The following is a 20,790-nucleotide window of genomic DNA, read 5'->3' on the forward strand; positions in this document are numbered from 1 at the left end:
TATTATGATTTTAACAACTACAAACAACATAGAAAATTTTAAAATAGTAGACTATTTAGGTATTGTAACCGGTACAGCTTACGATTCTAGTTATTCTGCTAATGGTACAAAATTATCTTTTAAAGATATGTTTAGCATGTCTAAATATTACGAAAAATATAGTTTAGCTTTAGAAAGTATTAAAGAAAAAGCTTTTCAAAATTTAAAAGACAACGCTACCAAGCTAGGTGCTAATGCAGTTGTAGGTATACAATTAGATGTAGAACCATTAGCAAATTCATCTACATTATTAGTTTCTATAACTGGTACAGCTGTTAAAGTAAAATAAACCAGCTTAGTTTTACAATATTTTTAATAATTTACCTTTATTATATTGGTATAATTATTGATTTATATTAAATATCAAACTTATAAAAATGAAAAATTTAATTTTAATATGTGCTTTTATTGTTGGCTTATCAACTTACGCACAAAACACAATTAAACAAGATTTAGGAGACTTTAACACGCTTAAAGTATATAATGGTATAGAATTAGAATTAGTTAAATCTTCTAGCCAAAAAATAGAAATTACGGGCGAGAAGGCTAACCTTGTTAAAATTAAAAATGTAAATAATACATTAAAACTTTCTTTACCGTTTTCTTTAAAACCATCAGACAACTCTGCAGAAGGTAAAATACTTGTTAAATTATATTACAATAAAAATATAGATTTAATTGATGTAAATGAAGGTGCTACTATAACTGGTAAGAACTTTAATCAAGATAAAGTATCTTTAAATGCACAAGAAAGAGGTTTTATTAACTTAACTACAAAAACAAAGTATTTAAGTATTAGAGCAACTTCTGGTGGTATTATTAAAGTATCTGGTACATCTAAAAACCAAGAAGTTGATTTAGACTTATATGGTATTTACCATGGTTTTAATTTACAATCTACTGGCAATACTAATGTAAAAGCTGGTACAGGCGCTAAGGCAGAAGTAAATGCTGGCGAAACATTAAATGCTAAAGTAAGTTTTGGTGGTACAATATTCTATAAAGGAAACCCAGAGGTTGTAAAAGACAAAAAGGTTATTGGTGGTATTATCGAAAAAAGAAATTAATACAGAAATAGATTCGATTGCTATAACAACCTTTTTTGTATCTTTGTAACTTATAAAATTATAAAATGATGAATAATTTATCTATTTTTTTTGGATTTGTTAGCGGGCCTCAAATTGCAATTATACTTGTAGTTGTTTTATTATTATTTGGTGGAAAAAAAATACCAGAATTAATGAAAGGTTTAGGTAGCGGAATTAAAGAATTTAAAAACGCTTCTAAAGAAGAAAATCCGGAAGAAAAACTAGAAGAAAAAAAATAGATTTTAATCTCTATTTTTAACAAAATAAAAAAGCTCAATTTGTATAAATACAAGTTGAGCTTTTTAGTTATCAAATTAAAATATTCCCCCAAATATTCAATCTAAATTTCTTCGAGACAAATATAGTTTTCATTGTTAGATATTTAAATAATTTGTTGTAAAAAGGAAGATTAATAGGGTTTTTGGGATAAATGGGAATGTTTAATTAAGTAATCTTAATAAAGACTGTTTAGAAAAACTTCTAGATACTGGTATATTTATATCTATTATTTCAGATTTTAACAAATAACCTCTTGCATTGCCAGAAATATCGTTAATAAAATTAGTGTTTACAATGTAACTTTTATGACATCTAATTATGTTAGGATAATTTTCTAATTCTGATATAATTTTTAGTAATGTTACGCGTAAAATTTTCTCTTTTAATTTATCCTCTTTTTTGATAAAAAAACTAGCATAGTTTCCTTGTGAAGTTATATACACTAAATGATCTATATGAAAGTTAATTTTTTCTTTTCCGTTGTCTGATGTTATACTAATTTCTTTATCAAGTTTTTTTGTATTATTTATTTCTTGTACTCTTTTTATTTCTTTGATATCTTTTACTTTTTGCTCTCTTTTTAGTCTAATATTTTTCTCATTTATAAAAACAAAAAATGTTAAAGGTATAAGACTAACCAAAAATGTATAAGATAAGAACTGTAAAAGATTTATTTTTCTTAAGTTATAAGGTTCTTTATAAATTTCACCAAAATACCACAATGCAACTCCTATAAAGGTTACACCAACAAACATTAGTAATAAATTTCTACCTATAGTCCATTTATCTTCACTAAAATAATCTTTAAAAATAAGTGCTGGTATGTATAAAATTAAAAAAGTGGCAACAAAAGCTGTAATACCAATGCCTAAGGTATATGGTAATATAATTTCATCAAATTCGTGTAAATAAAAAGGTCTAAAAATATATAAGAAAAGAAAAATAAATAATCCGTGATAAATACTTACTTTAAGTTTATAAGCAGGTTTAGGATTAAAATAATATGGTTTTTGTAACCAATTAATTATATTTTTCATAAAAATTTTAACTTATTAATTGTTGTAGTTCTTCTTTTTTATAAGTTCTAGATATTGGTATTTTAATTGAAATAATATCAGATTCATAAAAGTAACCTCTAGAATTTCCACTAATGTTGTTCATAAACTTGGTATTAACAATATAAGATTTGTGACATCTAAAAATATTGGTATTTTCATGAACTTGTGACATAATTTTAGTTAATGTATTTCTCAAAATCAATTCTTTTAATGTACTATTTTCTAAAACAAAAATGCAAGCATAATTACCTTCTGATGTTATGTAGACAATATTAGATATTTTAATATTTAAAGTTTCTTTTTTATTTTCTGAATAAATAGTTTTAAATTCTATAGGTATTATAGGTAATTCTACCTTTTTTTTAGATTTTAGTTGAGTGATTTTATCATTAATAACATAAAGTAACGGAAAAGTAATCAATGCCATTGAGAAAGAATATTTAGAAAAACGAAATAAACTTAACTTATTAACGTATAATAAAAAAACATCTTTATAAGCTCTACTAAATCCCCAAGTTATAACACATAAGACACAAAGAAATAAGATAGAAGTAAGTATAATTTTTAAAATAGAGCTTTTATTAAATTTTAGTTTTTGGCATAAACTCAAAAAAAATAAAGGAATAATAAAATATAAAACACTTATTAAAGCACTATAACCATAAAAATGTAGTTTTAATAAAACTAATTTAAAGGGTTTAAATAAGTTTAGAAAAATAAATAGAAATATACCATGAAATGCAGAAAGATATAATTTATTAGAAAAAAAAACTTCTAAGTCTATTTGTTTTCTTAATTTTTCTTTTATTGATTTTAACAAAGCATTTTATTAAAACATAAAGATATAAATTTTTATGTTCTTAAAACAAAACAAGTCTATAACTATTTAGTTATTGACTTGTTTTTTAATGATTTAAAACTTAAAATTTATTCTAATTTTTTTGTTTTTGCATTTTTCATTGCTTCACCAATTTGATTACTTGCTGTAAAACTTGCAACCATATCATTTAGCATTTGGCTACCTGCTTGTGGTGAGTTTGGTAATAAAATTAAGTTACTATTTGTTTCTTGTCCTATAGATTGTAAAGTATCATAATGTTGCGTTACAACAATTAAAGCAGATGCTTCTTGCGAGTTGATACCAACTTTATTTAAAACTTCTACAGATTCTTCTAAACCGCGTGCAATTTCTCTTCTTTGATCTGCAATACCTTGTCCTTGTAAACGCTTGCTTTCTGCTTCTGCTTTGGCTCTTTCTACAATTAAAATACGTTGTGCATCTCCTTCAAATTGTGCTGCAATTTTTTCTCTTTCAGAAGCATTAATTCTATTCATAGATTCTTTTACTTGTGCATCTGGATCTATATCTGTTACTAAGGTTTTTATAATATCGAAACCATAATCTAACATAGCGTCGTTTAATTCTGATTTAACAGCAATAGCAATATCATCTTTTTTTACAAAAACATCATCTAATTTCATTTTTGGTACTTCTGCTCTTACTACATCAAAAACATATGAAGTAATTTGATCATGTGGATAATCTAATTTATAAAAAGCATCATATACTTTATTGTAAATGACTTTATATTGCACAGAAACTTTTAATTTTACAAATACATCATCTAAAGTTTTTGTTTCTATAATTACATCTAATTGCTGAATTTTTAAACTCAATCTTCCGGCAATTCTATCTATAAATGGTATTTTAAATCGAAGACCAGATTGTCTTATTGCATTAAATTTACCAAAACGCTCTACAATTGCTGCAGTTTGTTGTTTAACGGTAAAAAATGATGCAAAAATTATTAATCCGATTATAACAATAAAAATAATAAATGGTGGTGATATCATAACAAAGTTTTTAATAGTTAATAAATAGTTGAATTGTAAATATACTTCTTTTAAGTATTTAATTATTTGACGCAGATTTGTTTGCAATGTTACATTATTAAACAAAAAAACCTCTCGAAATTAACGAGAGGTTTTATATTTAGTTGTAAATAATTACAATTTTTCTATGGCATTTTTAAGCCTTAATAAAGTTTCTTCTTTACCAATCATAGCAATAATATCAAATAAATGTGGGCCAGCTAATTTACCAACTAGACTTAATCTTAATGGTTGCATAACTTTACCAAAACCAATTTCTTTAGCAGTTATCCATTCCTTTACTTCTTTTTCTGTATTTTCTGATGAAAAATCTTGAATATTAGAAATAACTTCTATCAATTCTTGCATTAATTCTGCAGTTCCTTCTTTCCAGTTTTTCTTTGAAGCTTTTGCATCATATTCAGTAGGTGTTTCAAAAAAGAAATTAGATAAATCCCAAAAATCGTTTACAAAAACAGCTCTTTCTTTTATAGCTGTAACAACTTTTAAAACATATTCTTTATCTTTTGTGATGCCTTTTTCTGCTAATATTGGTAAAAATAGTTCTGTTAATTCAGCATCAGACTTTGTTTGCATGTATTGCTGATTGAACCATTTTGTTTTATCTGGACTAAATTTAGCACCAGATTTGCTAACTCTTTTTAAATCGAACGCTGCAATTAATTCTTCTAAAGAGAAGATTTCTTGTTCTGTACCAGGATTCCATCCTAAGAAAGCCAACATGTTTATAAAAGCATCATTAAAATAACCATCTTCTTTATAACCACGTGAAACATCACCAGTTTTTTCGTTGGTATATTCTAACGGAAATACCGGAAATCCTAACTTATCTCCGTCTCTTTTACTTAATTTACCTTTACCAACTGGTTTTAAAATTAATGGTAAATGTGCAAATTTTGGTGCTTCCCAACCAAATGCTTTGTATAATAAAACATGCAATGGCATAGAAGGTAACCATTCTTCACCACGAATTACATGCGTAATTTGCATTAAATGATCATCAACAATATTTGCTAAATGATAGGTTGGCATACCGTCTCCTTTAAATAAAATTTTATCATCTAAAGTATTGGTATCAATTTTTATATTTCCACGAATTTCGTCTTCCATTCTTAAAAGCTCGTCTTGCGGAGTTTTAAAACGGATTACATAATTTTCGCCAGCATTTATTTTCGCTTGAACTTCATCTGCAGTTAAAACTAAAGAATTTACCAATTTGCCTTTTTCTCTATTATGCCAATTGTAAATAAATGTTTTACCTTCTGCTTCGTGCCCTTTTCTAAGCGCATCTAATTGTTCTGATGTATCAAAAGCATAATAAGCCCAACCAGTTTTTATTAAAATATCTGCGTATTCTTTATAAAGATTTTTACGTTCCGATTGTCTGTATGGTCCAAATTTTTCGTTTTTATTTGGTCCTTCATCAAAAGGAATATTACACCATTCTAAAGCGTCTATAATGTATTGTTCGGCATTCGCAACGTAACGAGTTTGGTCTGTATCTTCTATACGCAATACAAAAGTACCATTGTATTTTTTTGCAAATAAATAATTATATAAAGCTGTTCTTACACCACCAATATGCAAAGGTCCTGTAGGACTTGGTGCAAAACGCACACGAACATTAGATTCCATTTTTTCTGTTTTTTTAATGCTGCAAAGATAGTTTTTAAAAGAGAAAATAGAAATTAGAGACCAAAAAAAAGACTTTAGAATATTATTTTCTAAAGTCTGTATTATTTAAAAATAATTTGGTTTAAAATGTATTAAAAATACCTATTGAAAAAGCTGTTTTTTTAGGAACGTTATTACCAAAAAAAGCATTACCAAAACTTGTTGTAATACCTAAATCGCACAATTGTAAAATTCCTTTTAAACCATAAGAACCATATTCTTGGTCTGTTACATATAAACCATTTCTAGGTGTTAATGTTTGCGGATTAATTTCACCTGTTTTGTATACGCCATTATCTATATTTTTTACAATATCTACAAAGCCAATTAACCAAATATTTTTTGATATTTTACCACCAAACTCTCCACCAATTTTAAAATTATTACTGTAATCGTTTGTTCTAATATCTGCGCCAATTTGTGTTTGTAAAAACGTTTTACCAAAACTTTTACCAATTAACAATTGAGGTGTAAATGTAAAAGCATCGTAGCCAGTTCTAATTTTCGTGTTTTCATCAAAAGTACTTGTGTTTAATGCTGTAACCAATTGCCCAGATATAACCCAGTTTTTATTATAAAATTGATGTTTTAAACCTAAAGAAATGTTACCAAAAGCAGTTTTAGAACCAGAATCTAAACTAGATATTAAGTTATTAGTATCTTCTGTTTTTATAGATTTTATAGGAATATTAAAAACAAGTGCTGTTTTATTAGTTAACCCATATTCACCGTAAATTTGATACGTTCTATCTGTAATATTTTTCTCGGTATTATAATCTGGATTACCAAATAATTGGTTGTAATTTGCTATAGAAGTGTAAGATAAATTTAGAAACAAATTTTTCTTTTCTTTTGTCCACGGACTTTGAGAAAGTGCTGATAAACTTACTAGAAAGAATACTATTTTAAGACTTTTTTTCATGGTATTTTATTATTTATGTTTAGTTGCAAGCTTGTAATAAAACTTACAAAAAAGCTTTTAACATTTAATTTCATTGTAAATCCTATCAAAAATACTATTTTTATTAGTTGATTATGAGCGCATTTAAAATAATTGAGCAAAAGCTACATCAGTTTACTAGAAAATATTACGTAAACGAATTAATTAAAGGAGTAATTTTATTTCTTTCTTTAGGATGTTTATATTTCTTTTTTACTCTTTTTTTAGAGTATTTTTTATGGTTAAAACCAACAGCAAGAACTTTCTTATTTTGGCTTTTTATTTTAGTAGAATTATTTCTATTAATTAAGTTTATTGTTATTCCAATTTTTAAATTATTTGGTTTACGAAAAGGGATTTCTTTAAAAGAATCATCATCAATTATAGGCAATCATTTTCCGGATGTAAAAGATAAGTTATTAAATGTAATTCAGTTACAAGAGTCTTCTTATCAATCAGATTTGTTATTAGCAAGTATAAATCAAAAATCTAAAGATTTACAACCGATTCCTTTTGTTAAAGCAATTGATTTTACTCAAAATAAAAAGTATTTAAAATTTGCCATTTTTCCTGTTTTTATTTTGTTAACTATTTTATTTACAGGTAATAAACATTTTTTTTCTGAAAGTTTAGAAAGAGTTGTAAATCATAGAACTGCATATACGCCTCCAGCACCTTTTTACTTTAATATTACTAACAATTCTTTACAAGTTATACAAGGAAATTCTATTACAATCAATGTTGAGACGATTGGAGACGTGTATCCATCCGAAGCAAAAATTCATTTTAATAACGAACAATATTTTCTTCAAAATAATAACGATGGTACTTTTTCTTATACATTTTCCGATGTTTTAAATCCTATTGATTTTTACATAGAATCTAACAGTGTTATATCGAATAATTATACCATTGATATTGTAAAAACACCAGTTATTAACAATATAAGTTTAGAATTAAAATATCCTTATTACACAGGTAAAAAAAATGAAGTAATTAACAATTCTGGTAATTTAATTGTGCCAGAAGGCACAAAGATTAATTGGTTGGTTTCTGCTGTAAATACTAACGAAGTTTTTTTTATCAATAATGCCAAAAGAGAAAAATTTACAAATGATGGAGAAAATTATTTTAAATTTTCTAAAAGAATTATAAATGCTGTTAATTATGAAATTTCTTCGTCTAATGATAATTTAAAAGACTTTGAGAATTTACAATTTTCTGTAAATGTTATAAAAGATGAATTACCAGAAATTAAAGTAGAAACCAATATAGATTCTATTTCTAGAGGTACTGCTTTTTTTGCTGGTCAAATTTCTGATGATTATGGTTTAAAAAAATTGCAATTGGTTTATTATGATGAAAATAATCCTGAATCGATTAAAACACATCAATTAAATATTTCTAAAGCTAATGTTCAAGCTTTTTTTTATGAATTTCCAGATAATTTAAATTTAGTTAAAGGAGTTAATTATGAGTTATTCTTTGAAGTTTATGATAATGATGCTGTAAACGGAAGTAAAAAAGCTACTACAAAAGTTTTTAATTATCGTCAAAAAACAAATAATGAAGTAGAAGAGGAGCTTTTACAAGAACAACGAAACACAATTAATAGTTTAGAAAATTCTATACAAAAACAACAAAAGCAGCAAAAAGACTTAGATCAAATAAAAGAGCAACTTCAGAATAAGAAAAAACTGAGTTGGAATGATAAAAAGAAAGTTGAGAGTTTTATAAAAAGACAAGAACAATATAAAAACATGATGCAGCGTCAAACAGATTTGTTGCAAGAAAATTTAGATGAAAAGAAAGAACAATCAGAGAATTTACAAAAGAAAAAAGAAGAATTAAAAAAGCGTATAGAAGAGTTAAAAAAAACTGATAAACAACAAAAACTCTTAGATGAAATTGCAAAACTTGCAGAAAAGTTAAATAAAGAAGATTTGGTTAAAAAAGCCAAAGAATTAGCACAACAGAATAAACAACAACAAAGAAGTTTAGAACGCATGTTAGAATTAACAAAGCGCTTTTATGTTGAGCAAAAAACGATGCAAATTGCAAATAAATTAGAGCAGTTATCTAAGAAACAAGAAGAATTAGAACAAGATGATATATTAGATTTAGATGCGCAAAAAGAAATAAATAAAGAATTTAATGAGTTAAAAGAAGAGTTAAACGAGTTGGCTAAAGATAATGAAAAATTAAAAGAGCCAATGGAATTACCAGATGTAGAAGATGAAAAGCAAGCTATAGATGCTTCATTAAAAAAGTCTGAAGAAGACATTCAAAAAAATGATAAAAAATCTGCTAAAGATTCTCAGAAAAAAAGTGCTTCTAAGTTGAAAGAGATGAGTGCTAAAATGCAAAAAGCTATGATGGAGATGGAAGGTGAATCTATTGAAGAGAATATGGATGATTTGCGTAAAATATTAGAAAATCTTGTTACTTTTTCTTTTAAACAAGAAAATTTAATGAATAAGTTTAACGAAATATCTACTTCACATCCAGATTTCGGAAAAGACCTAAAAAAGCAAAATGATATAAGAACTTATTTCGAACACATAGATGATAGTTTGTATGTATTGTCTATGCGTTTGCCTAAAATTTCTGCTAAAATTCAAGATGATTTATCTTCTGCACATTATAATTTAGAGCAATCTTTAGAAAATTTTTCAGAAAATAGATTTAACAACGGTATTTCTAACCAACGTTATGTAATGACGGCTACTAATAATTTGGCAGATTATTTAAGTAACATGTTAAATAGTATGAAAAATGCCTCCATGAAAATGGGTAAAGGAAAAGGTAAGGGGAAAGGCAATGGTTTTAGTTTACCAGATATTATTAAGAAACAAGGCGAACTTTCTAAGAAAATGGATCAAGGTATGAAAAAGGGTTCTAAATCTGGTGAAAATAAATCACCGGGTAATGAAGGAAAAAAACCTGGAGATAAAAAAGGAGAAAAAGGAAAATCTGGAAAAGAAGGAAAAGGAAATAATGGTGAAAAAGGAAGTGAGCAAGGTGATGGAAATGGTAAAAGTGGTAATGGCAAGAAACAAGGTGAAGGAAATTCTGATAATGATGATTTAGACGGAGAATTGTATGAAATTTATAAACAACAATCTCAACTTAGACAACAACTACAAGATGCTTTAAAAGAATCGGGTCAGTTGGGTTCTGGTAATAATTCTAATGCAAAAAAAGTTTTAAAAACTATGGAGCAGTTAGAAAATGAAATGTTAGAAAAAGGTTTCAATGCAGCTACATTACAAAAAATGCAGCGTCTTAATTATGAATTATTAAAATTAGATAAAGCTGCATTAGAACAAGGTAAAGACAGTAAGCGAAAATCTAATGCCAATAATTTACTAAATAAACGTAATAAAATTAAAGCCTTAGAATTTAAAAAGCAGTTTTACAATCAAATAGAAATATTAAACAGACAATCATTACCTTTGCACCTAAAATATAAATTAAAGGTTAGAGAATATTTTTCTTTACCTAAGAATAAAGCATAATGATTACGTTTAATTACGAAACGAATTTTAAATTAGATAATGAGGATTCTACTTACAATTGGATTCAAAATACTATTGAAAAGCATAATTGCGAGTTAGGTGAAATTAATTATATTTTTTGTGATGATGATTATCTTCATAAATTAAATGTTCAATTTTTACAACACGATACACTTACAGATATTATAAGTTTTGATAATTCATTAGGAAAACTTTTGAACGGTGATATCTATATTTCTGTTGAAAGAGTTGCGGATAATGCCAAAGATTTTAATGTATCTTTTGTCGAAGAATTACATAGAGTTATTATTCATGGTGTTTTACATTACATTGGTTTTAAAGATAAAACAGAAAAAGACCAAAACGAGATGACTTTACAAGAAAACCATGCTTTAAAAGAGTTAAATTATTAATAATCAATAAGTTAATTTACACGTTTCACGTGGAACTATAAAAATGAGTTTATTTTCAACAACATTTGATGTTATAGTAGTCGGTGGTGGTCACGCAGGTAGTGAAGCCGCGGCAGCAAGTGCTAATATGGGCGCGCATACATTATTAATTACAATGAATTTGCAAAATATTGCGCAAATGAGTTGTAATCCTGCAATGGGTGGAATCGCAAAAGGACAGATAGTAAGAGAGATTGATGCTTTAGGTGGTTATAGCGGAATTGTTACTGATAAAACAGCTATACAATTTAAAATGCTTAATAAATCTAAAGGTCCTGCAATGTGGAGTCCTAGGGCTCAATCTGACAGAATGCAATTTGCAGAATGCTGGAGAACGATGTTAGAACAAACTGAAAATTTAGATTTCTATCAAGATTCTGTGAATGGATTGTTGTTTGATGGTGATAAAATTGTTGGTGTAAAAACGGCTTTAGGTTTAGAGATAAAATCTAAAACTGTTATTGTTACAGCTGGTACTTTTTTAAACGGATTGATTCATATAGGTGATAAAAGTTTTGGTGGTGGTAGAGCAGGTGAAGGTGCATCAAAAGGTATTACTGAAGATTTAGTTGCGAAGGGTTTTGAAGCTGGACGAATGAAAACCGGAACTCCACCTAGAGTTGATGGAAGATCTTTAGATTATTCTAAAATGTTAGAACAACCAGGTGATGAAATTACAGAGAAATTTTCTTATTTGCCAACAACAAAAGCATTGCAAAAACAACGTTCTTGTTGGTTGACTTATACTAATCTTGATGTACATAATTTACTTCGTGAAGGTTTTGATCGTTCGCCAATGTTTAATGGTAGAATTCAATCAACAGGACCAAGATATTGTCCTTCGATAGAAGATAAAATCGATCGTTTTGCAACAAAAGATAGACATCAGATTTTTGTAGAACCAGAAGGTTGGTCTACAGTAGAAATGTATGTAAATGGTTTTTCTACTTCTTTACCTGAAGATATTCAAGATAAAGCAATACGTTCAATTGAAGGTTTTGAAAATGTAAAGTTTTTAAGATATGGTTATGCAATAGAGTATGATTATTTTCCGCCAACCCAATTAACGCATACTTTAGAAACAAAGCTAATCGAGAATTTATATTTTGCTGGTCAAATAAATGGTACTACAGGTTATGAAGAAGCTGCTTCTCAAGGTTTAATGGCTGGTGTAAACGCTGCTCTAAAAGTACAAGAAAAAGAACCTTTTATTTTAAAAAGGAATGAGGCTTATATAGGTGTTTTAATAGATGATTTAATTACAAAAGGCACAGAAGAACCATATAGAATGTTTACTTCTCGTGCAGAATATAGAACTTTATTAAGACAAGACAATGCAGATTTAAGGTTAACGCCAAGAGGTTTTAAAATAGGTTTGGCATCTAAAGAACGAATGGATCGTGTTTTGGAGAAGCAAGAAAAGACCAATATGTTGATTCAGTTTTTACAGAAAACAAGTGTAAAGCAAGAAGAAGTAAATCCTATTTTAGAGGCTAAAAATTTAGCATTAGTTAATCAATCTATGAAGCTATTTAAAGTAGCTGCAAGACCTCAGTTGTCTTTTGATGATTTTAAGTCTATTAAAAAGTTAAATGATTTTTTAATTGATAACAATATAGAAAAGGATGTTATAGAACAAGCCGAGATTTATTTAAAGTATTCTGGTTATATTGATAAAGAAAAGAATAATGCAGATAAATTAAATAGATTAGAAAATGTTGTAATACCAACTAATTTTAAATATGATAAGGTGAAATCTCTTTCCTTTGAAGCTAGAGAAAAATTAAATAAAATTAAACCAGTTTCTATTTCACAAGCAAGTAGAATTAGCGGTGTATCTCCAAGTGATATATCTGTACTTTTGGTTTATATGGGAAGATAAAAAAAAGAAAAATTGCAAATGTTCCTCGTGGAACAAGTCTAAAAATTAAGTGATATGGAGAATGAAAAAGAACTCTATACAAATTTAACACCCCTTTTAAATTGTAAAGATTATACTGTTTCTGGTGATACTTTCGAAGTAATGCAGAATGATAAATATGAAATGTTAGTTACATCTCCTGTACCAGTAGATTTAGAAAACTATTATAAAAGTGAAAACTATATTTCACATACAGATAGTAGAAAATCACTTTTTGATAAAATTTATCAAAAAGTAAAAAATCATACTTTAAAACAGAAATTAGGTTTACTTAATTCATTTAAAATAGAATCTAAAACAGTTTTAGATGTTGGTGCAGGAACCGGAGATTTTCTTAAAATTTGTAAAAATAAAGGTTGGGAAACTTATGGTGTAGAGCCAAGTTTAGATGCTAAAGAAATAGCTAAAACAAAAGGAATATTACTAGAAGATGATTTATTTAATATTTCTAATAAAAAATTTGATGTCATTACTCTTTGGCATGTTTTGGAACATGTAGAAAATTTAAAGAAAACAATTAAAACACTAAAACAATTATTAAAGCCAAATGGTAGAGTAGTGGTTGCAGTTCCTAATTATAAAAGTTACGATGCTAAACACTATAAAGAATTTTGGGCTGCTTATGATGTGCCAAGGCACCTTTGGCATTTTAGTCAATGTTCAATTCATAAATTATTCTCTGAAGTAGAAATGGTTGTAGAAAATACTTTGCCTATGAAATTTGATAGTTATTATGTTTCATTATTAAGTGAAAAATATAAATCAGGAAAATCTAATCCTATAAAAGCAAGTTATGTCGGTTTTGTGTCAAATATCAAAGCAATGTCAACTTCTGAGTATTCTTCGCTTATTTACGTCTTAAAAAACTATTAAAAATAGATTTTAAAGCTATTTAATCGTGTTTTAATGATTTATATGTGTAAATACCTTCTAAAAATAAAAAAAGGTCTTAAAACTTAAGTTTTAAGACCTTTTTTTATAGTTTTTAATTATTTTAAAATTATAAATAATAGTTTTTAACTATTTAATAGATAAACACCAATCACTGTTAGGATGAAGTAGACAGTTAAAGACATCGCTCCGGCATAATCTTTTGCAAGTCGTTGCCCTACTAATAAAAAAAGTAAAGTGATTGCAGAGAGCTCAATTCCTAATAATGCAATTTCTTTGGCTTCTAAAGTATAAATTTGATATACGCCAATAATCATTAAAATCGAAGCGATAATTTCTACAATTAAAACTATAGCGAGTAATACAGGAACATTATTTTTTAAAGGAGAATTTTTAAAATGCTCTTTTATAAATGAAATATTTCCTTTCCAGTCTGTTAATTTATCGATGCTCGATTGTACGTAAGTAATTATTAAAAAGAATAGTATTAAAATTTCTGCAGGATAATTAGATAATAATTTCATATTTTATTTTCCGAATAATCGTTTAAAAAAACCTTTAGTTTTCTTTGTTGCCTGTTCTAATTCTTCTTTAGCATCTTCTGCAAAGTCTGCTAAATTTTCTACAGCATCGCTAGCTAATTCTGATGCTTTTTCAGAGACATCTTCTAAGACATCCTTTGCATCATCTGTATATTCATCTAATTTCTCTTTTACTTTATCAATATTTTCTTCAGAAAAAGTTTCATTCATTTTTTCTTTTACGGTTTCAAAAGCTTGTTTTGATTCTTCTTTAAATTCAGTTGCCTTAACATTTACTTCATTTTTTAGCTCTTTTGCTTGCTGTTTTATATTTTCTAAAGCATTTTTATCTGTGTTTTTTACGCCTTTATTTGGTGTTAAATCTTTTTTCATTTTTTTAAATTATTGATTATCAGTATTTTATTTATTTAAAAGCTTCATCTACAGGCTCCCAAAGTTCTATTTTGTTATTCTCATTGTCTAAAATCCATCCAAATTTACCATATTCAAACTCTTGAATTTCACCAACAATAGTTACACCTTCTTCTTTTAGTTGCGCTAACAATTCAACTAAATTTTCTACTCTATAATTAAACATAAAGTCTTTTTTAGAAGGTTCAAAATAATCGGTATCGCTGCTAAAAGGACTCCATTGTGTAGTTGCATCTTTACCATTTTTATCTTTCCACCAAAAAGTAGCGCCCCAATCGTCTGTATTAAAACCTAAATGTTTTTGATACCAATCTTTTGCGTTTTTAGGATTATCAGATTTAAAAAATACACCACCAATTCCTATTACTTTTCCTTTTTTCATCTATTTGTTTTTAATTGAAGATTCATACAAAGAAATCCAATCTTCTACAGTTACTTTTTTACATAATGCTGCTATTAGTTCAAACGGAATTTCTTCAACTTTTTTAAATCGGATACAACTTTTACCCATATCTAACTTTCTTTTACAATGTTTTGGGTATTCATTTACAAACCAATCATACAAATCTTTATTTGCATAAATACCGCTGTGATATAAATTTATTGAGTTTTTTTGTGATGCAAAACTCATAAAAGGCAACGGTTCTTTTTGGTTACAATGATAACCATCTGGATAAATTGAATGTGGTACATAATAGCTAATAAAACTATATTGCATACCTTCTTCAAAACCTTTAGGAAGGTTTTCTTTTATAATTTTACGAAGTTTTTTTAAAGTTTCTTGTCTTTCTTCCGGAACTTGATTTATGTAATCTTCTGGTGAATTTGCCTTGTATTGCATTCTTATGGTTTTAGTGTTAACAAGTTAACAAAATTTTGATTTAATTTTATTTACAATAGTTTGGGCTAATCTTTCTTTGCTTTCTATGGTCCAACCAGCTACATGTGGAGATAAAATAACAGCATCAGAATTTATTAAATATTCAAAAGCTGCTGGCATTTTATTATCAGAAAAAAGGTTTTCGAAAGATGATTTTTCATATTCTAAAACATCTAAACCTGCACCTAAAATTTTACCAGATTTTAAAGCTTCAACCAAATCTTTAGTAACTACAGATGTTCCACGTGCGGTATTTATCAACCAAAAATTCTTTTTAAAATTATTGATAAAATCTGCATTTATCATGTTTTTTGTAAGTGGTGTTTGTGGCGTATGTAAACTTAAAACATCTGCTTTTTCTTGTAATTCTTCTAAAGAAACTTGCTTGCAATTTTTATCGCCAACATTAGGTTTTAAATCATAACAAAGTACTTCTACATCAAAACCGCGTAATTTTTTAGCAAAAGATTTTCCCATATTACCATAACCAATTAAACCTACTATTCTTCCGTCTAATTCTATACCTCTATTCTCTTCTCTAAGCCATTTGCCATTTCTAACCTCTTTATCGGCTTTATTTAGTTTGTTAAATAAAGAAAGTAGCATTGCTAAAGAATGTTCGCCTACAGCGTTTCTATTACCTTCTGGTGCCGCAATTAATGTTACTCCCAAGCTTTCGGCATAATCGCAATCTATATTTTCTAAACCAGCGCCAACTCTACCAATAAATTTTAAGTTTTTGGCTTTATCTAAGAATGTTTTATCAATAGAAAAACGACTTCTAATGATAAAACCATCATATAAGTGAATCTTTTCTTCGATATCTTTTTTCGAAGAAGTATAATCTTCATCATTAGTAAAACCTAAAGTGTTTAATTGATTTATTAATAGTGGATGATTTGAATCTAAATGTAAAATTTTCATATTTTTTACTTCAATTTATGGATAAAAATAAAGGCAGAAATCTAAAAATTTTTTCTAGATGTCTGCCTTTATATAAAATTTAAAGTTTCAATTTTTATTAGTATTGTTCTTTTTCGCTAGGGAAATCTCCGCTTTTAACATCAGAAATGTAATTTTCAAAAGCACCTGTCATGTCTTTATATAGATCTAAATATCTACGTAAAAAACGAGGGTTAAATTCATGTGTCATTCCAATCATATCATGTGTAACTAAAACTTGTCCATCTACGCCATTACCAGCGCCAATACCAATTACCGGAATTGTTAATGCATCTGCTACTTTTTTAGCTAAAGAAGCTGGTACTTTTTCTAAAACCAACGCAAAACAACCAATTCTTTCTAGCATTAATGCATCTTCCATTAATTTTTCTGCTTCTTCTTCTTCTTTTGCTCTTACAGTATATGTACCAAATTTATAAATAGATTGTGGTGTTAAACCCAAATGCCCCATTACCGGAATACCAGCATTTAAAATTCTTTTAATAGATTCTTTAATTTCTTTACCACCTTCTAGTTTTATCGAATGTCCGCCAGATTCTTTCATAATTCTGATAGCAGAACGTAACGCTTCTTTTGGGTCAGATTGATAACTACCAAAAGGTAAATCTACCACAACCAAACAACGCTCTATTGCTCTAACTACAGAACTTGCATGATAAATCATTTGATCTAAAGTAATTGGCAATGTTGTTTCATGACCCGCCATAACGTTAGATGCAGAATCTCCTACAAGTAAAACATCGATTCCAGAACCATCTAAAATTTTTGCCATAGTAAAATCGTAAGCAGTTAACATGGATATTTTTTCTCCATTTGCTTTCATTTCTACCAAAGATTTTACGGTAACACGTTTATATTGCTTCTTAGCTACAGACATATTTTTATCATTTTATTAGGTTGTAAAAGTAAGGAATATCAATAGATATTTTAGTACTTAAATTTCTAGTGACACAAAATTATAATTTAAAAATTAGTAGCTTTATGTTTTTAAAAATCAAAATAGTATGCTACAAAAGTTCGTTTTTATCATTTTAGTATTAGGTAGTAATGTGATATTTGCCCAAAAAAAATCAGAAGAAATAGCAATTAAAAACGTAATTTATACTTTTTTTGAAGGATTACACAAAGGCGATAGTACTGTTATGAAAAAGACTTTACATAAAAATATCAAAATACAAACAACCAACACAAATAAAGAAGGTTTACATATTTTAAAAACAGAAACTAGAAATCAATTATTAACTAGTATTGCAGATAAAAATCCAGAAAATGTTTACTTAGAGAAATTGCTTTCTTTTTCTATTAATATTGATGGAAATTTAGCTTCTGTTTGGACACCTTATGAGTTTTATTTTAATGGTAAATTTAGTCATTGTGGCGCAAACTCTTTTCAGTTATTTAATGATAACGGAACCTGGAAAATTATCTATTTAGTTGATATGAGACGAAGAGAAGATTGTAAGTATTTAAAAGAAAAAAATTAACGTTATCTTTGAAGCTTTAAATTATCAATGGCAGAAAAAATACACACAATAAATACAAATAAATGGATAGATAATTATGCCGATTATTTGTATAATTACGCTATTTCTCGTGTTAATAACAGCGATTTGGCCAAAGATCTTGTGCAAGAAACTTTTTTTGCAGGATTAAAATCTGCAAAGAATTTTAAAGGAAAAGCATCTGAAAGAACTTGGTTGGTTTCTATTTTAAAAAGAAAAATTATAGATCATTATAGAAAAATAAATTCTAAAAAAGGACAAGCAGAAGTTCGAATGAATTTTTATAATGATGGTGAAAATGAAGGAGATTGGTTAGAAGAAAGAGTACCACAAAAATGGGACAATACTTCTGAAACTTCTATAGAAAATGAAGAATTAAAAGACCAATTAGAAGCTTGTATAGACAATTTGCCAGAAAAATATGCAATGGTTTTTAGAATGAAAACAGTGCAAGAATTTGAAACAGAAGAAATTTGTAAGGAGTTAGATATTACAGCGTCAAACTTATGGGTTATTATACACAGAGCTAGAACTCAGCTTAGAAAATGTATGGAAGATAACTGGTTTAATAATTAAGAAATGTTTAAGAGTTTAAAAATTACCTGCGACGAAGCCACAACAATTTGTGATAAAAACCAATATGGCGAAGCTTCTATTAAAGAGTTAATAAAGTTAAATATTCACTTTATTAGATGTAGAATTTGTGCTAAATATACCAAACAAAATATGGCTCTAAGTAAACTTTACAAAGGCTATTCTAAAAATTGTAAGAGTATAAAACATTGCTTATCATCAGAAGAAAAAGACGCATTAAAAAATGCTTTAGAAGAAAGCAAACAATAATATAAATAACACTATTAAAAAACGGAACTTATAATTTATAAGTTCCGTTTTTTTGTATTTTTGAACTCTCTTAATCATTATAAAATGCACTTTTTACCAGAAAAATTAGACAATTACGTTGTTGCACATTCGCAAATAGAGCCTAAAATTTTGCAAGAACTTACCAAAGAAACTTGGCAAAAAGTTTTAAACCCTAGAATGTTAAGTGGTGCTTTTCAGGGTAGAATTTTATCGATGATTACAAAATTGATTCAGCCAAAATCTATCTTAGAAATTGGTACTTACACAGGTTATTCTGCTTTGTGTTTGGCAGAAGGTTTGCATAAAGATGGTGAGATAATTACTTTAGATAAAAATGAAGAATTAGAAACGCTTCAAAATAAATATTTCGAAAAATCTGGTTTTAGAAATAAAATTACGCAACATGTTGGTAATGCAATAGAAATTATACCAACGTTAGATAAAAAGTTCGATTTGGTGTTTATAGATGCAGACAAATCTAACTACATAAATTACTTTCATTTAATTATCGATAAAATGAATTCTGGCGGAATAATTTTATCTGATAATGTACTTTGGAGTGGTAAAGTTGTCGAAGAATTAGACTTAAAAGACAAAGACACTAAAGTACTTTTAGAATATAATAGGTTGTTAAATGAAGATGAAAGAATAGAAACTGTATTGTTGCCAATACGAGATGGTTTAACAATAAGTAGAGTAAAATAAACGTTAAAATTGCCTTTTAATTGGGCCTGTAAAATCGTCTATATCATCTTTAACAGCATTAATTTCTTTATTAATGTCTTTAGCGATATTTGTATCTAAACCAGTTTTTTCTGAACTGTCTTTAATTTCTCTTTTAATATCATTGGTGGCATCTTTTACTTGCCTAATACCTTTACCCAAACCTCTAGCAATTTCGGGTATTTTATCTGCACCAAAAACCATTACAACGATTAACATAATCACCATAATTTCTGGACCACTAATAAATAAGAATACTGTATTCATAGTACAAAGATAGTCAGTTATTTTTATAAAAAGAATAAACTATAATTGTTTAACGCAATTTTCTGGTTTTCTATATCAAATAACCAAATAATTATGTATTTTTACTAAAAAAATTATGCTTTTTATTTCTTCTTTTGTTGCCACAGTTATTGTTGGTCTTGTATTAATTTTGCACATTACAGCACTTGTATTTGCTTCAAAAAGTGAAAGTAATTTACGTTTTTTAATTTGGGGTGCAATTATTTTGTTTATTCCGTTTTTAGGCGCAATTGCATGTATAATTAATTACTACGCTACTAAAAATAAGGTAAAATCTGCTTAAAGTTTATTTGAAGTTTAATTTTGCTTGTCTATCGTACATAATAATACTTCCGGCAACAGAAACATTCAAACTCAATTCCGATTTAAATTTTACCAAATGATGCGATTTTTCTATCGCAATTTTAGACATTCCGTGATCTTCTGCGCCTAATAAATAAACACAACGTTTAGGGTGTTTAAAGGTTTCTAATTGCACTGCTTTTTCATCTAATTCTACACCAACTAACATTGCACCTTTTGGTAGGTTTTTAAAAAAATCATCAAAAGTTTCATAATGAAAATAAGGCATGGCACCCACAGCTTTATGTGTATCGCAAGCTTGTTTTGCATATCTATTGCCAATTGTAAAAATAAAACTTGCGCCCATATTTTGTGCAGAACGCCATAAAACGCCTAAGTTTTCTGGTGTTTTTCCATTCTGAATTCCGATACCGAAAAAACCTTGTTCTAAATTGTTTATCATTAATATAATTGGTTTTAATATTTGGTATATAATATATTTTTTGTAGATTGTAATTTCGTTTCAGGTTTAAATAATATAATATGATAACTTCTTCTGAAATA

The 20,790-nt window shown here is 27.5% G+C and carries 25 protein-coding genes; 12 read left to right on the plus strand and 13 right to left on the minus strand.

Annotated elements, in window-relative coordinates:
- Window positions 1-4: 4 nt before the first annotated feature.
- The 3 genes from ACYPV9_RS01000 to ACYPV9_RS01010 all read left to right on the plus strand — a co-directional run bounded on the left by ACYPV9_RS01000 (window position 5) and on the right by ACYPV9_RS01010 (window position 1,366).
- Complete coding sequence (locus tag ACYPV9_RS01000; protein ID WP_299064419.1) at window positions 5-328, plus strand: YbjQ family protein; 324 nt, start codon at window positions 5-7, stop codon at window positions 326-328.
- Window positions 329-416: 88 nt separating this feature from the next.
- The gene (locus tag ACYPV9_RS01005; protein ID WP_299064421.1) at window positions 417-1,106 is read left to right on the plus strand and encodes a head GIN domain-containing protein; all 690 of its coding nucleotides are present in this window, start codon (window positions 417-419) and stop codon (window positions 1,104-1,106) included.
- A 68-nt stretch (window positions 1,107-1,174) separates the two neighbouring features.
- Complete coding sequence (locus tag ACYPV9_RS01010) at window positions 1,175-1,366, plus strand: Sec-independent protein translocase subunit TatA/TatB (RefSeq protein WP_077810662.1); 192 nt, start codon at window positions 1,175-1,177, stop codon at window positions 1,364-1,366.
- Window positions 1,367-1,567: 201 nt separating this feature from the next.
- Here the strand turns inward: ACYPV9_RS01010 and ACYPV9_RS01015 are convergent, their stop codons facing one another.
- The 5 genes from ACYPV9_RS01015 to ACYPV9_RS01035 form a co-directional block, all read right to left on the minus strand.
- Window positions 1,568-2,443 carry a LytTR family DNA-binding domain-containing protein gene (locus ACYPV9_RS01015; RefSeq protein ID WP_299064423.1) on the minus strand — a complete coding sequence of 292 codons (876 nt, stop codon included), beginning with the start codon at window positions 2,441-2,443 and terminating at the stop codon, window positions 1,568-1,570.
- Between the two features lie 7 nt (window positions 2,444-2,450).
- Complete coding sequence (locus ACYPV9_RS01020; protein WP_299064425.1) at window positions 2,451-2,891, minus strand: LytR/AlgR family response regulator transcription factor; 441 nt, start codon at window positions 2,889-2,891, stop codon at window positions 2,451-2,453.
- A gap of 500 nt (window positions 2,892-3,391) precedes the next feature.
- Complete coding sequence (locus ACYPV9_RS01025; protein ID WP_299064427.1) at window positions 3,392-4,318, minus strand: SPFH domain-containing protein; 927 nt, start codon at window positions 4,316-4,318, stop codon at window positions 3,392-3,394.
- A gap of 153 nt (window positions 4,319-4,471) precedes the next feature.
- Window positions 4,472-5,992, minus strand: a complete 1,521-nt coding sequence (gltX, locus tag ACYPV9_RS01030) for a glutamate--tRNA ligase (RefSeq protein ID WP_299064429.1) — start codon at window positions 5,990-5,992, stop codon at window positions 4,472-4,474.
- A 121-nt stretch (window positions 5,993-6,113) separates the two neighbouring features.
- On the minus strand, window positions 6,114-6,953 hold the full coding sequence (locus ACYPV9_RS01035) for a hypothetical protein (protein ID WP_459741300.1): 840 nt from the start codon (window positions 6,951-6,953) through the stop codon (window positions 6,114-6,116).
- A 113-nt stretch (window positions 6,954-7,066) separates the two neighbouring features.
- Here ACYPV9_RS01035 and ACYPV9_RS01040 point away from each other — a divergent pair, with 113 nt between their 5' ends.
- Genes ACYPV9_RS01040 through ACYPV9_RS01055 form a run of 4 tightly spaced genes read left to right on the plus strand, consistent with a single transcriptional unit; the run spans window position 7,067 to window position 13,735 of the window.
- Window positions 7,067-10,489, plus strand: coding sequence for a DUF4175 family protein (locus ACYPV9_RS01040; protein WP_459741301.1), 3,423 nt, complete (start codon window positions 7,067-7,069; stop codon window positions 10,487-10,489).
- A complete protein-coding gene (ybeY, locus tag ACYPV9_RS01045) occupies window positions 10,489-10,902 on the plus strand; it encodes an rRNA maturation RNase YbeY (RefSeq protein WP_299064435.1) in 414 nt (137 codons plus the stop codon). The genes ACYPV9_RS01040 and ybeY overlap by 1 nt, the downstream gene beginning before the upstream one ends.
- Before the next feature lie 43 nt (window positions 10,903-10,945).
- Window positions 10,946-12,823 (plus strand): tRNA uridine-5-carboxymethylaminomethyl(34) synthesis enzyme MnmG, encoded by a 1,878-nt coding sequence (mnmG, locus tag ACYPV9_RS01050; RefSeq protein ID WP_459741302.1) that lies wholly within the window; start codon window positions 10,946-10,948, stop codon window positions 12,821-12,823.
- A gap of 54 nt (window positions 12,824-12,877) precedes the next feature.
- Window positions 12,878-13,735, plus strand: coding sequence for a class I SAM-dependent methyltransferase (locus ACYPV9_RS01055; protein WP_299064439.1), 858 nt, complete (start codon window positions 12,878-12,880; stop codon window positions 13,733-13,735).
- A 143-nt stretch (window positions 13,736-13,878) separates the two neighbouring features.
- On the opposite strand, the gene ACYPV9_RS01060 is transcribed toward ACYPV9_RS01055, so the two are convergent.
- The 6 genes from ACYPV9_RS01060 to panB form a co-directional block, all read right to left on the minus strand.
- Window positions 13,879-14,277, minus strand: coding sequence for a DoxX family protein (locus ACYPV9_RS01060; RefSeq protein WP_299064441.1), 399 nt, complete (start codon window positions 14,275-14,277; stop codon window positions 13,879-13,881).
- A 3-nt stretch (window positions 14,278-14,280) separates the two neighbouring features.
- Window positions 14,281-14,667 carry a hypothetical protein gene (locus ACYPV9_RS01065; protein WP_459741303.1) on the minus strand — a complete coding sequence of 129 codons (387 nt, stop codon included), beginning with the start codon at window positions 14,665-14,667 and terminating at the stop codon, window positions 14,281-14,283.
- Between the two features lie 31 nt (window positions 14,668-14,698).
- Window positions 14,699-15,088, minus strand: coding sequence for a VOC family protein (locus ACYPV9_RS01070; protein WP_459741304.1), 390 nt, complete (start codon window positions 15,086-15,088; stop codon window positions 14,699-14,701).
- Window positions 15,089-15,547 (minus strand): DUF1801 domain-containing protein, encoded by a 459-nt coding sequence (locus ACYPV9_RS01075; protein ID WP_299064447.1) that lies wholly within the window; start codon window positions 15,545-15,547, stop codon window positions 15,089-15,091.
- A gap of 24 nt (window positions 15,548-15,571) precedes the next feature.
- On the minus strand, window positions 15,572-16,510 hold the full coding sequence (locus tag ACYPV9_RS01080) for a 2-hydroxyacid dehydrogenase (RefSeq protein ID WP_459741305.1): 939 nt from the start codon (window positions 16,508-16,510) through the stop codon (window positions 15,572-15,574).
- Window positions 16,511-16,607: 97 nt separating this feature from the next.
- Window positions 16,608-17,426 carry a 3-methyl-2-oxobutanoate hydroxymethyltransferase gene (gene panB, locus ACYPV9_RS01085; RefSeq protein WP_299064451.1) on the minus strand — a complete coding sequence of 273 codons (819 nt, stop codon included), beginning with the start codon at window positions 17,424-17,426 and terminating at the stop codon, window positions 16,608-16,610.
- A 127-nt stretch (window positions 17,427-17,553) separates the two neighbouring features.
- Between panB and ACYPV9_RS01090 the strand changes: the two genes are divergently transcribed.
- The 4 genes from ACYPV9_RS01090 to ACYPV9_RS01105 all read left to right on the plus strand — a co-directional run bounded on the left by ACYPV9_RS01090 (window position 17,554) and on the right by ACYPV9_RS01105 (window position 19,620).
- Window positions 17,554-18,033 (plus strand): nuclear transport factor 2 family protein, encoded by a 480-nt coding sequence (locus ACYPV9_RS01090; RefSeq protein ID WP_459741306.1) that lies wholly within the window; start codon window positions 17,554-17,556, stop codon window positions 18,031-18,033.
- 27 nt (window positions 18,034-18,060) lie between these two features.
- Window positions 18,061-18,627: a sigma-70 family RNA polymerase sigma factor gene (locus ACYPV9_RS01095; RefSeq protein WP_079737767.1), complete on the plus strand. Its 567-nt coding sequence runs from the start codon at window positions 18,061-18,063 to the stop codon at window positions 18,625-18,627.
- 3 nt (window positions 18,628-18,630) lie between these two features.
- Window positions 18,631-18,894 carry a hypothetical protein gene (locus tag ACYPV9_RS01100; RefSeq protein WP_299064457.1) on the plus strand — a complete coding sequence of 88 codons (264 nt, stop codon included), beginning with the start codon at window positions 18,631-18,633 and terminating at the stop codon, window positions 18,892-18,894.
- Between the two features lie 84 nt (window positions 18,895-18,978).
- The gene (locus tag ACYPV9_RS01105; protein ID WP_340931869.1) at window positions 18,979-19,620 is read left to right on the plus strand and encodes an O-methyltransferase; all 642 of its coding nucleotides are present in this window, start codon (window positions 18,979-18,981) and stop codon (window positions 19,618-19,620) included.
- A gap of 3 nt (window positions 19,621-19,623) precedes the next feature.
- Here the strand turns inward: ACYPV9_RS01105 and ACYPV9_RS01110 are convergent, their stop codons facing one another.
- Window positions 19,624-19,905, minus strand: coding sequence for a Sec-independent protein translocase subunit TatA/TatB (locus ACYPV9_RS01110; protein WP_077810643.1), 282 nt, complete (start codon window positions 19,903-19,905; stop codon window positions 19,624-19,626).
- 115 nt (window positions 19,906-20,020) lie between these two features.
- Between ACYPV9_RS01110 and ACYPV9_RS01115 the strand changes: the two genes are divergently transcribed.
- On the plus strand, window positions 20,021-20,227 hold the full coding sequence (locus tag ACYPV9_RS01115; RefSeq protein ID WP_459741307.1) for a hypothetical protein: 207 nt from the start codon (window positions 20,021-20,023) through the stop codon (window positions 20,225-20,227).
- A gap of 3 nt (window positions 20,228-20,230) precedes the next feature.
- Here the strand turns inward: ACYPV9_RS01115 and ACYPV9_RS01120 are convergent, their stop codons facing one another.
- Window positions 20,231-20,689, minus strand: a complete 459-nt coding sequence (locus ACYPV9_RS01120) for an RNA methyltransferase (RefSeq protein WP_459741308.1) — start codon at window positions 20,687-20,689, stop codon at window positions 20,231-20,233.
- Between the last annotated feature and the right edge of the window lie 101 nt (window positions 20,690-20,790).

This window comes from Polaribacter sp. OB-PA-B3, assembly GCF_054589375.1.

Bases quoted from the DNA above. Each gene is read 5' to 3' on its own strand.
- ACYPV9_RS01055 (WP_299064439.1), top strand. From the start codon at position 12,878: ATGGAGAATGAAAAAGAACTCTATACAAATTTAACACCCCTTTTAAAT.
- ACYPV9_RS01040 (WP_459741301.1), top strand. From the start codon at position 7,067: ATGAGCGCATTTAAAATAATTGAGCAAAAGCTACATCAGTTTACTAGA.
- ACYPV9_RS01075 (WP_299064447.1), bottom strand. From the start codon at position 15,547: ATGCAATACAAGGCAAATTCACCAGAAGATTACATAAATCAAGTTCCG.
- ACYPV9_RS01105 (WP_340931869.1), top strand. From the start codon at position 18,979: ATGCACTTTTTACCAGAAAAATTAGACAATTACGTTGTTGCACATTCG.
- ACYPV9_RS01005 (WP_299064421.1), top strand. From the start codon at position 417: ATGAAAAATTTAATTTTAATATGTGCTTTTATTGTTGGCTTATCAACT.
- mnmG (WP_459741302.1), top strand. From the start codon at position 10,946: ATGAGTTTATTTTCAACAACATTTGATGTTATAGTAGTCGGTGGTGGT.
- ACYPV9_RS01070 (WP_459741304.1), bottom strand. From the start codon at position 15,088: ATGAAAAAAGGAAAAGTAATAGGAATTGGTGGTGTATTTTTTAAATCT.
- ACYPV9_RS01100 (WP_299064457.1), top strand. From the start codon at position 18,631: ATGTTTAAGAGTTTAAAAATTACCTGCGACGAAGCCACAACAATTTGT.
- ACYPV9_RS01060 (WP_299064441.1), bottom strand. From the start codon at position 14,277: ATGAAATTATTATCTAATTATCCTGCAGAAATTTTAATACTATTCTTT.
- ACYPV9_RS01080 (WP_459741305.1), bottom strand. From the start codon at position 16,510: ATGAAAATTTTACATTTAGATTCAAATCATCCACTATTAATAAATCAA.
- ACYPV9_RS01115 (WP_459741307.1), top strand. From the start codon at position 20,021: ATGCTTTTTATTTCTTCTTTTGTTGCCACAGTTATTGTTGGTCTTGTA.
- ACYPV9_RS01095 (WP_079737767.1), top strand. From the start codon at position 18,061: ATGGCAGAAAAAATACACACAATAAATACAAATAAATGGATAGATAAT.
- ACYPV9_RS01120 (WP_459741308.1), bottom strand. From the start codon at position 20,689: ATGATAAACAATTTAGAACAAGGTTTTTTCGGTATCGGAATTCAGAAT.
- ACYPV9_RS01090 (WP_459741306.1), top strand. From the start codon at position 17,554: ATGCTACAAAAGTTCGTTTTTATCATTTTAGTATTAGGTAGTAATGTG.
- ACYPV9_RS01010 (WP_077810662.1), top strand. From the start codon at position 1,175: ATGAATAATTTATCTATTTTTTTTGGATTTGTTAGCGGGCCTCAAATT.
- ACYPV9_RS01020 (WP_299064425.1), bottom strand. From the start codon at position 2,891: ATGGCATTGATTACTTTTCCGTTACTTTATGTTATTAATGATAAAATC.
- ACYPV9_RS01015 (WP_299064423.1), bottom strand. From the start codon at position 2,443: ATGAAAAATATAATTAATTGGTTACAAAAACCATATTATTTTAATCCT.
- ACYPV9_RS01035 (WP_459741300.1), bottom strand. From the start codon at position 6,953: ATGAAAAAAAGTCTTAAAATAGTATTCTTTCTAGTAAGTTTATCAGCA.
- gltX (WP_299064429.1), bottom strand. From the start codon at position 5,992: ATGGAATCTAATGTTCGTGTGCGTTTTGCACCAAGTCCTACAGGACCT.
- panB (WP_299064451.1), bottom strand. From the start codon at position 17,426: ATGTCTGTAGCTAAGAAGCAATATAAACGTGTTACCGTAAAATCTTTG.
- ACYPV9_RS01110 (WP_077810643.1), bottom strand. From the start codon at position 19,905: ATGAATACAGTATTCTTATTTATTAGTGGTCCAGAAATTATGGTGATT.
- ACYPV9_RS01065 (WP_459741303.1), bottom strand. From the start codon at position 14,667: ATGAAAAAAGATTTAACACCAAATAAAGGCGTAAAAAACACAGATAAA.
- ACYPV9_RS01000 (WP_299064419.1), top strand. From the start codon at position 5: ATGATTTTAACAACTACAAACAACATAGAAAATTTTAAAATAGTAGAC.
- ybeY (WP_299064435.1), top strand. From the start codon at position 10,489: ATGATTACGTTTAATTACGAAACGAATTTTAAATTAGATAATGAGGAT.
- ACYPV9_RS01025 (WP_299064427.1), bottom strand. From the start codon at position 4,318: ATGATATCACCACCATTTATTATTTTTATTGTTATAATCGGATTAATA.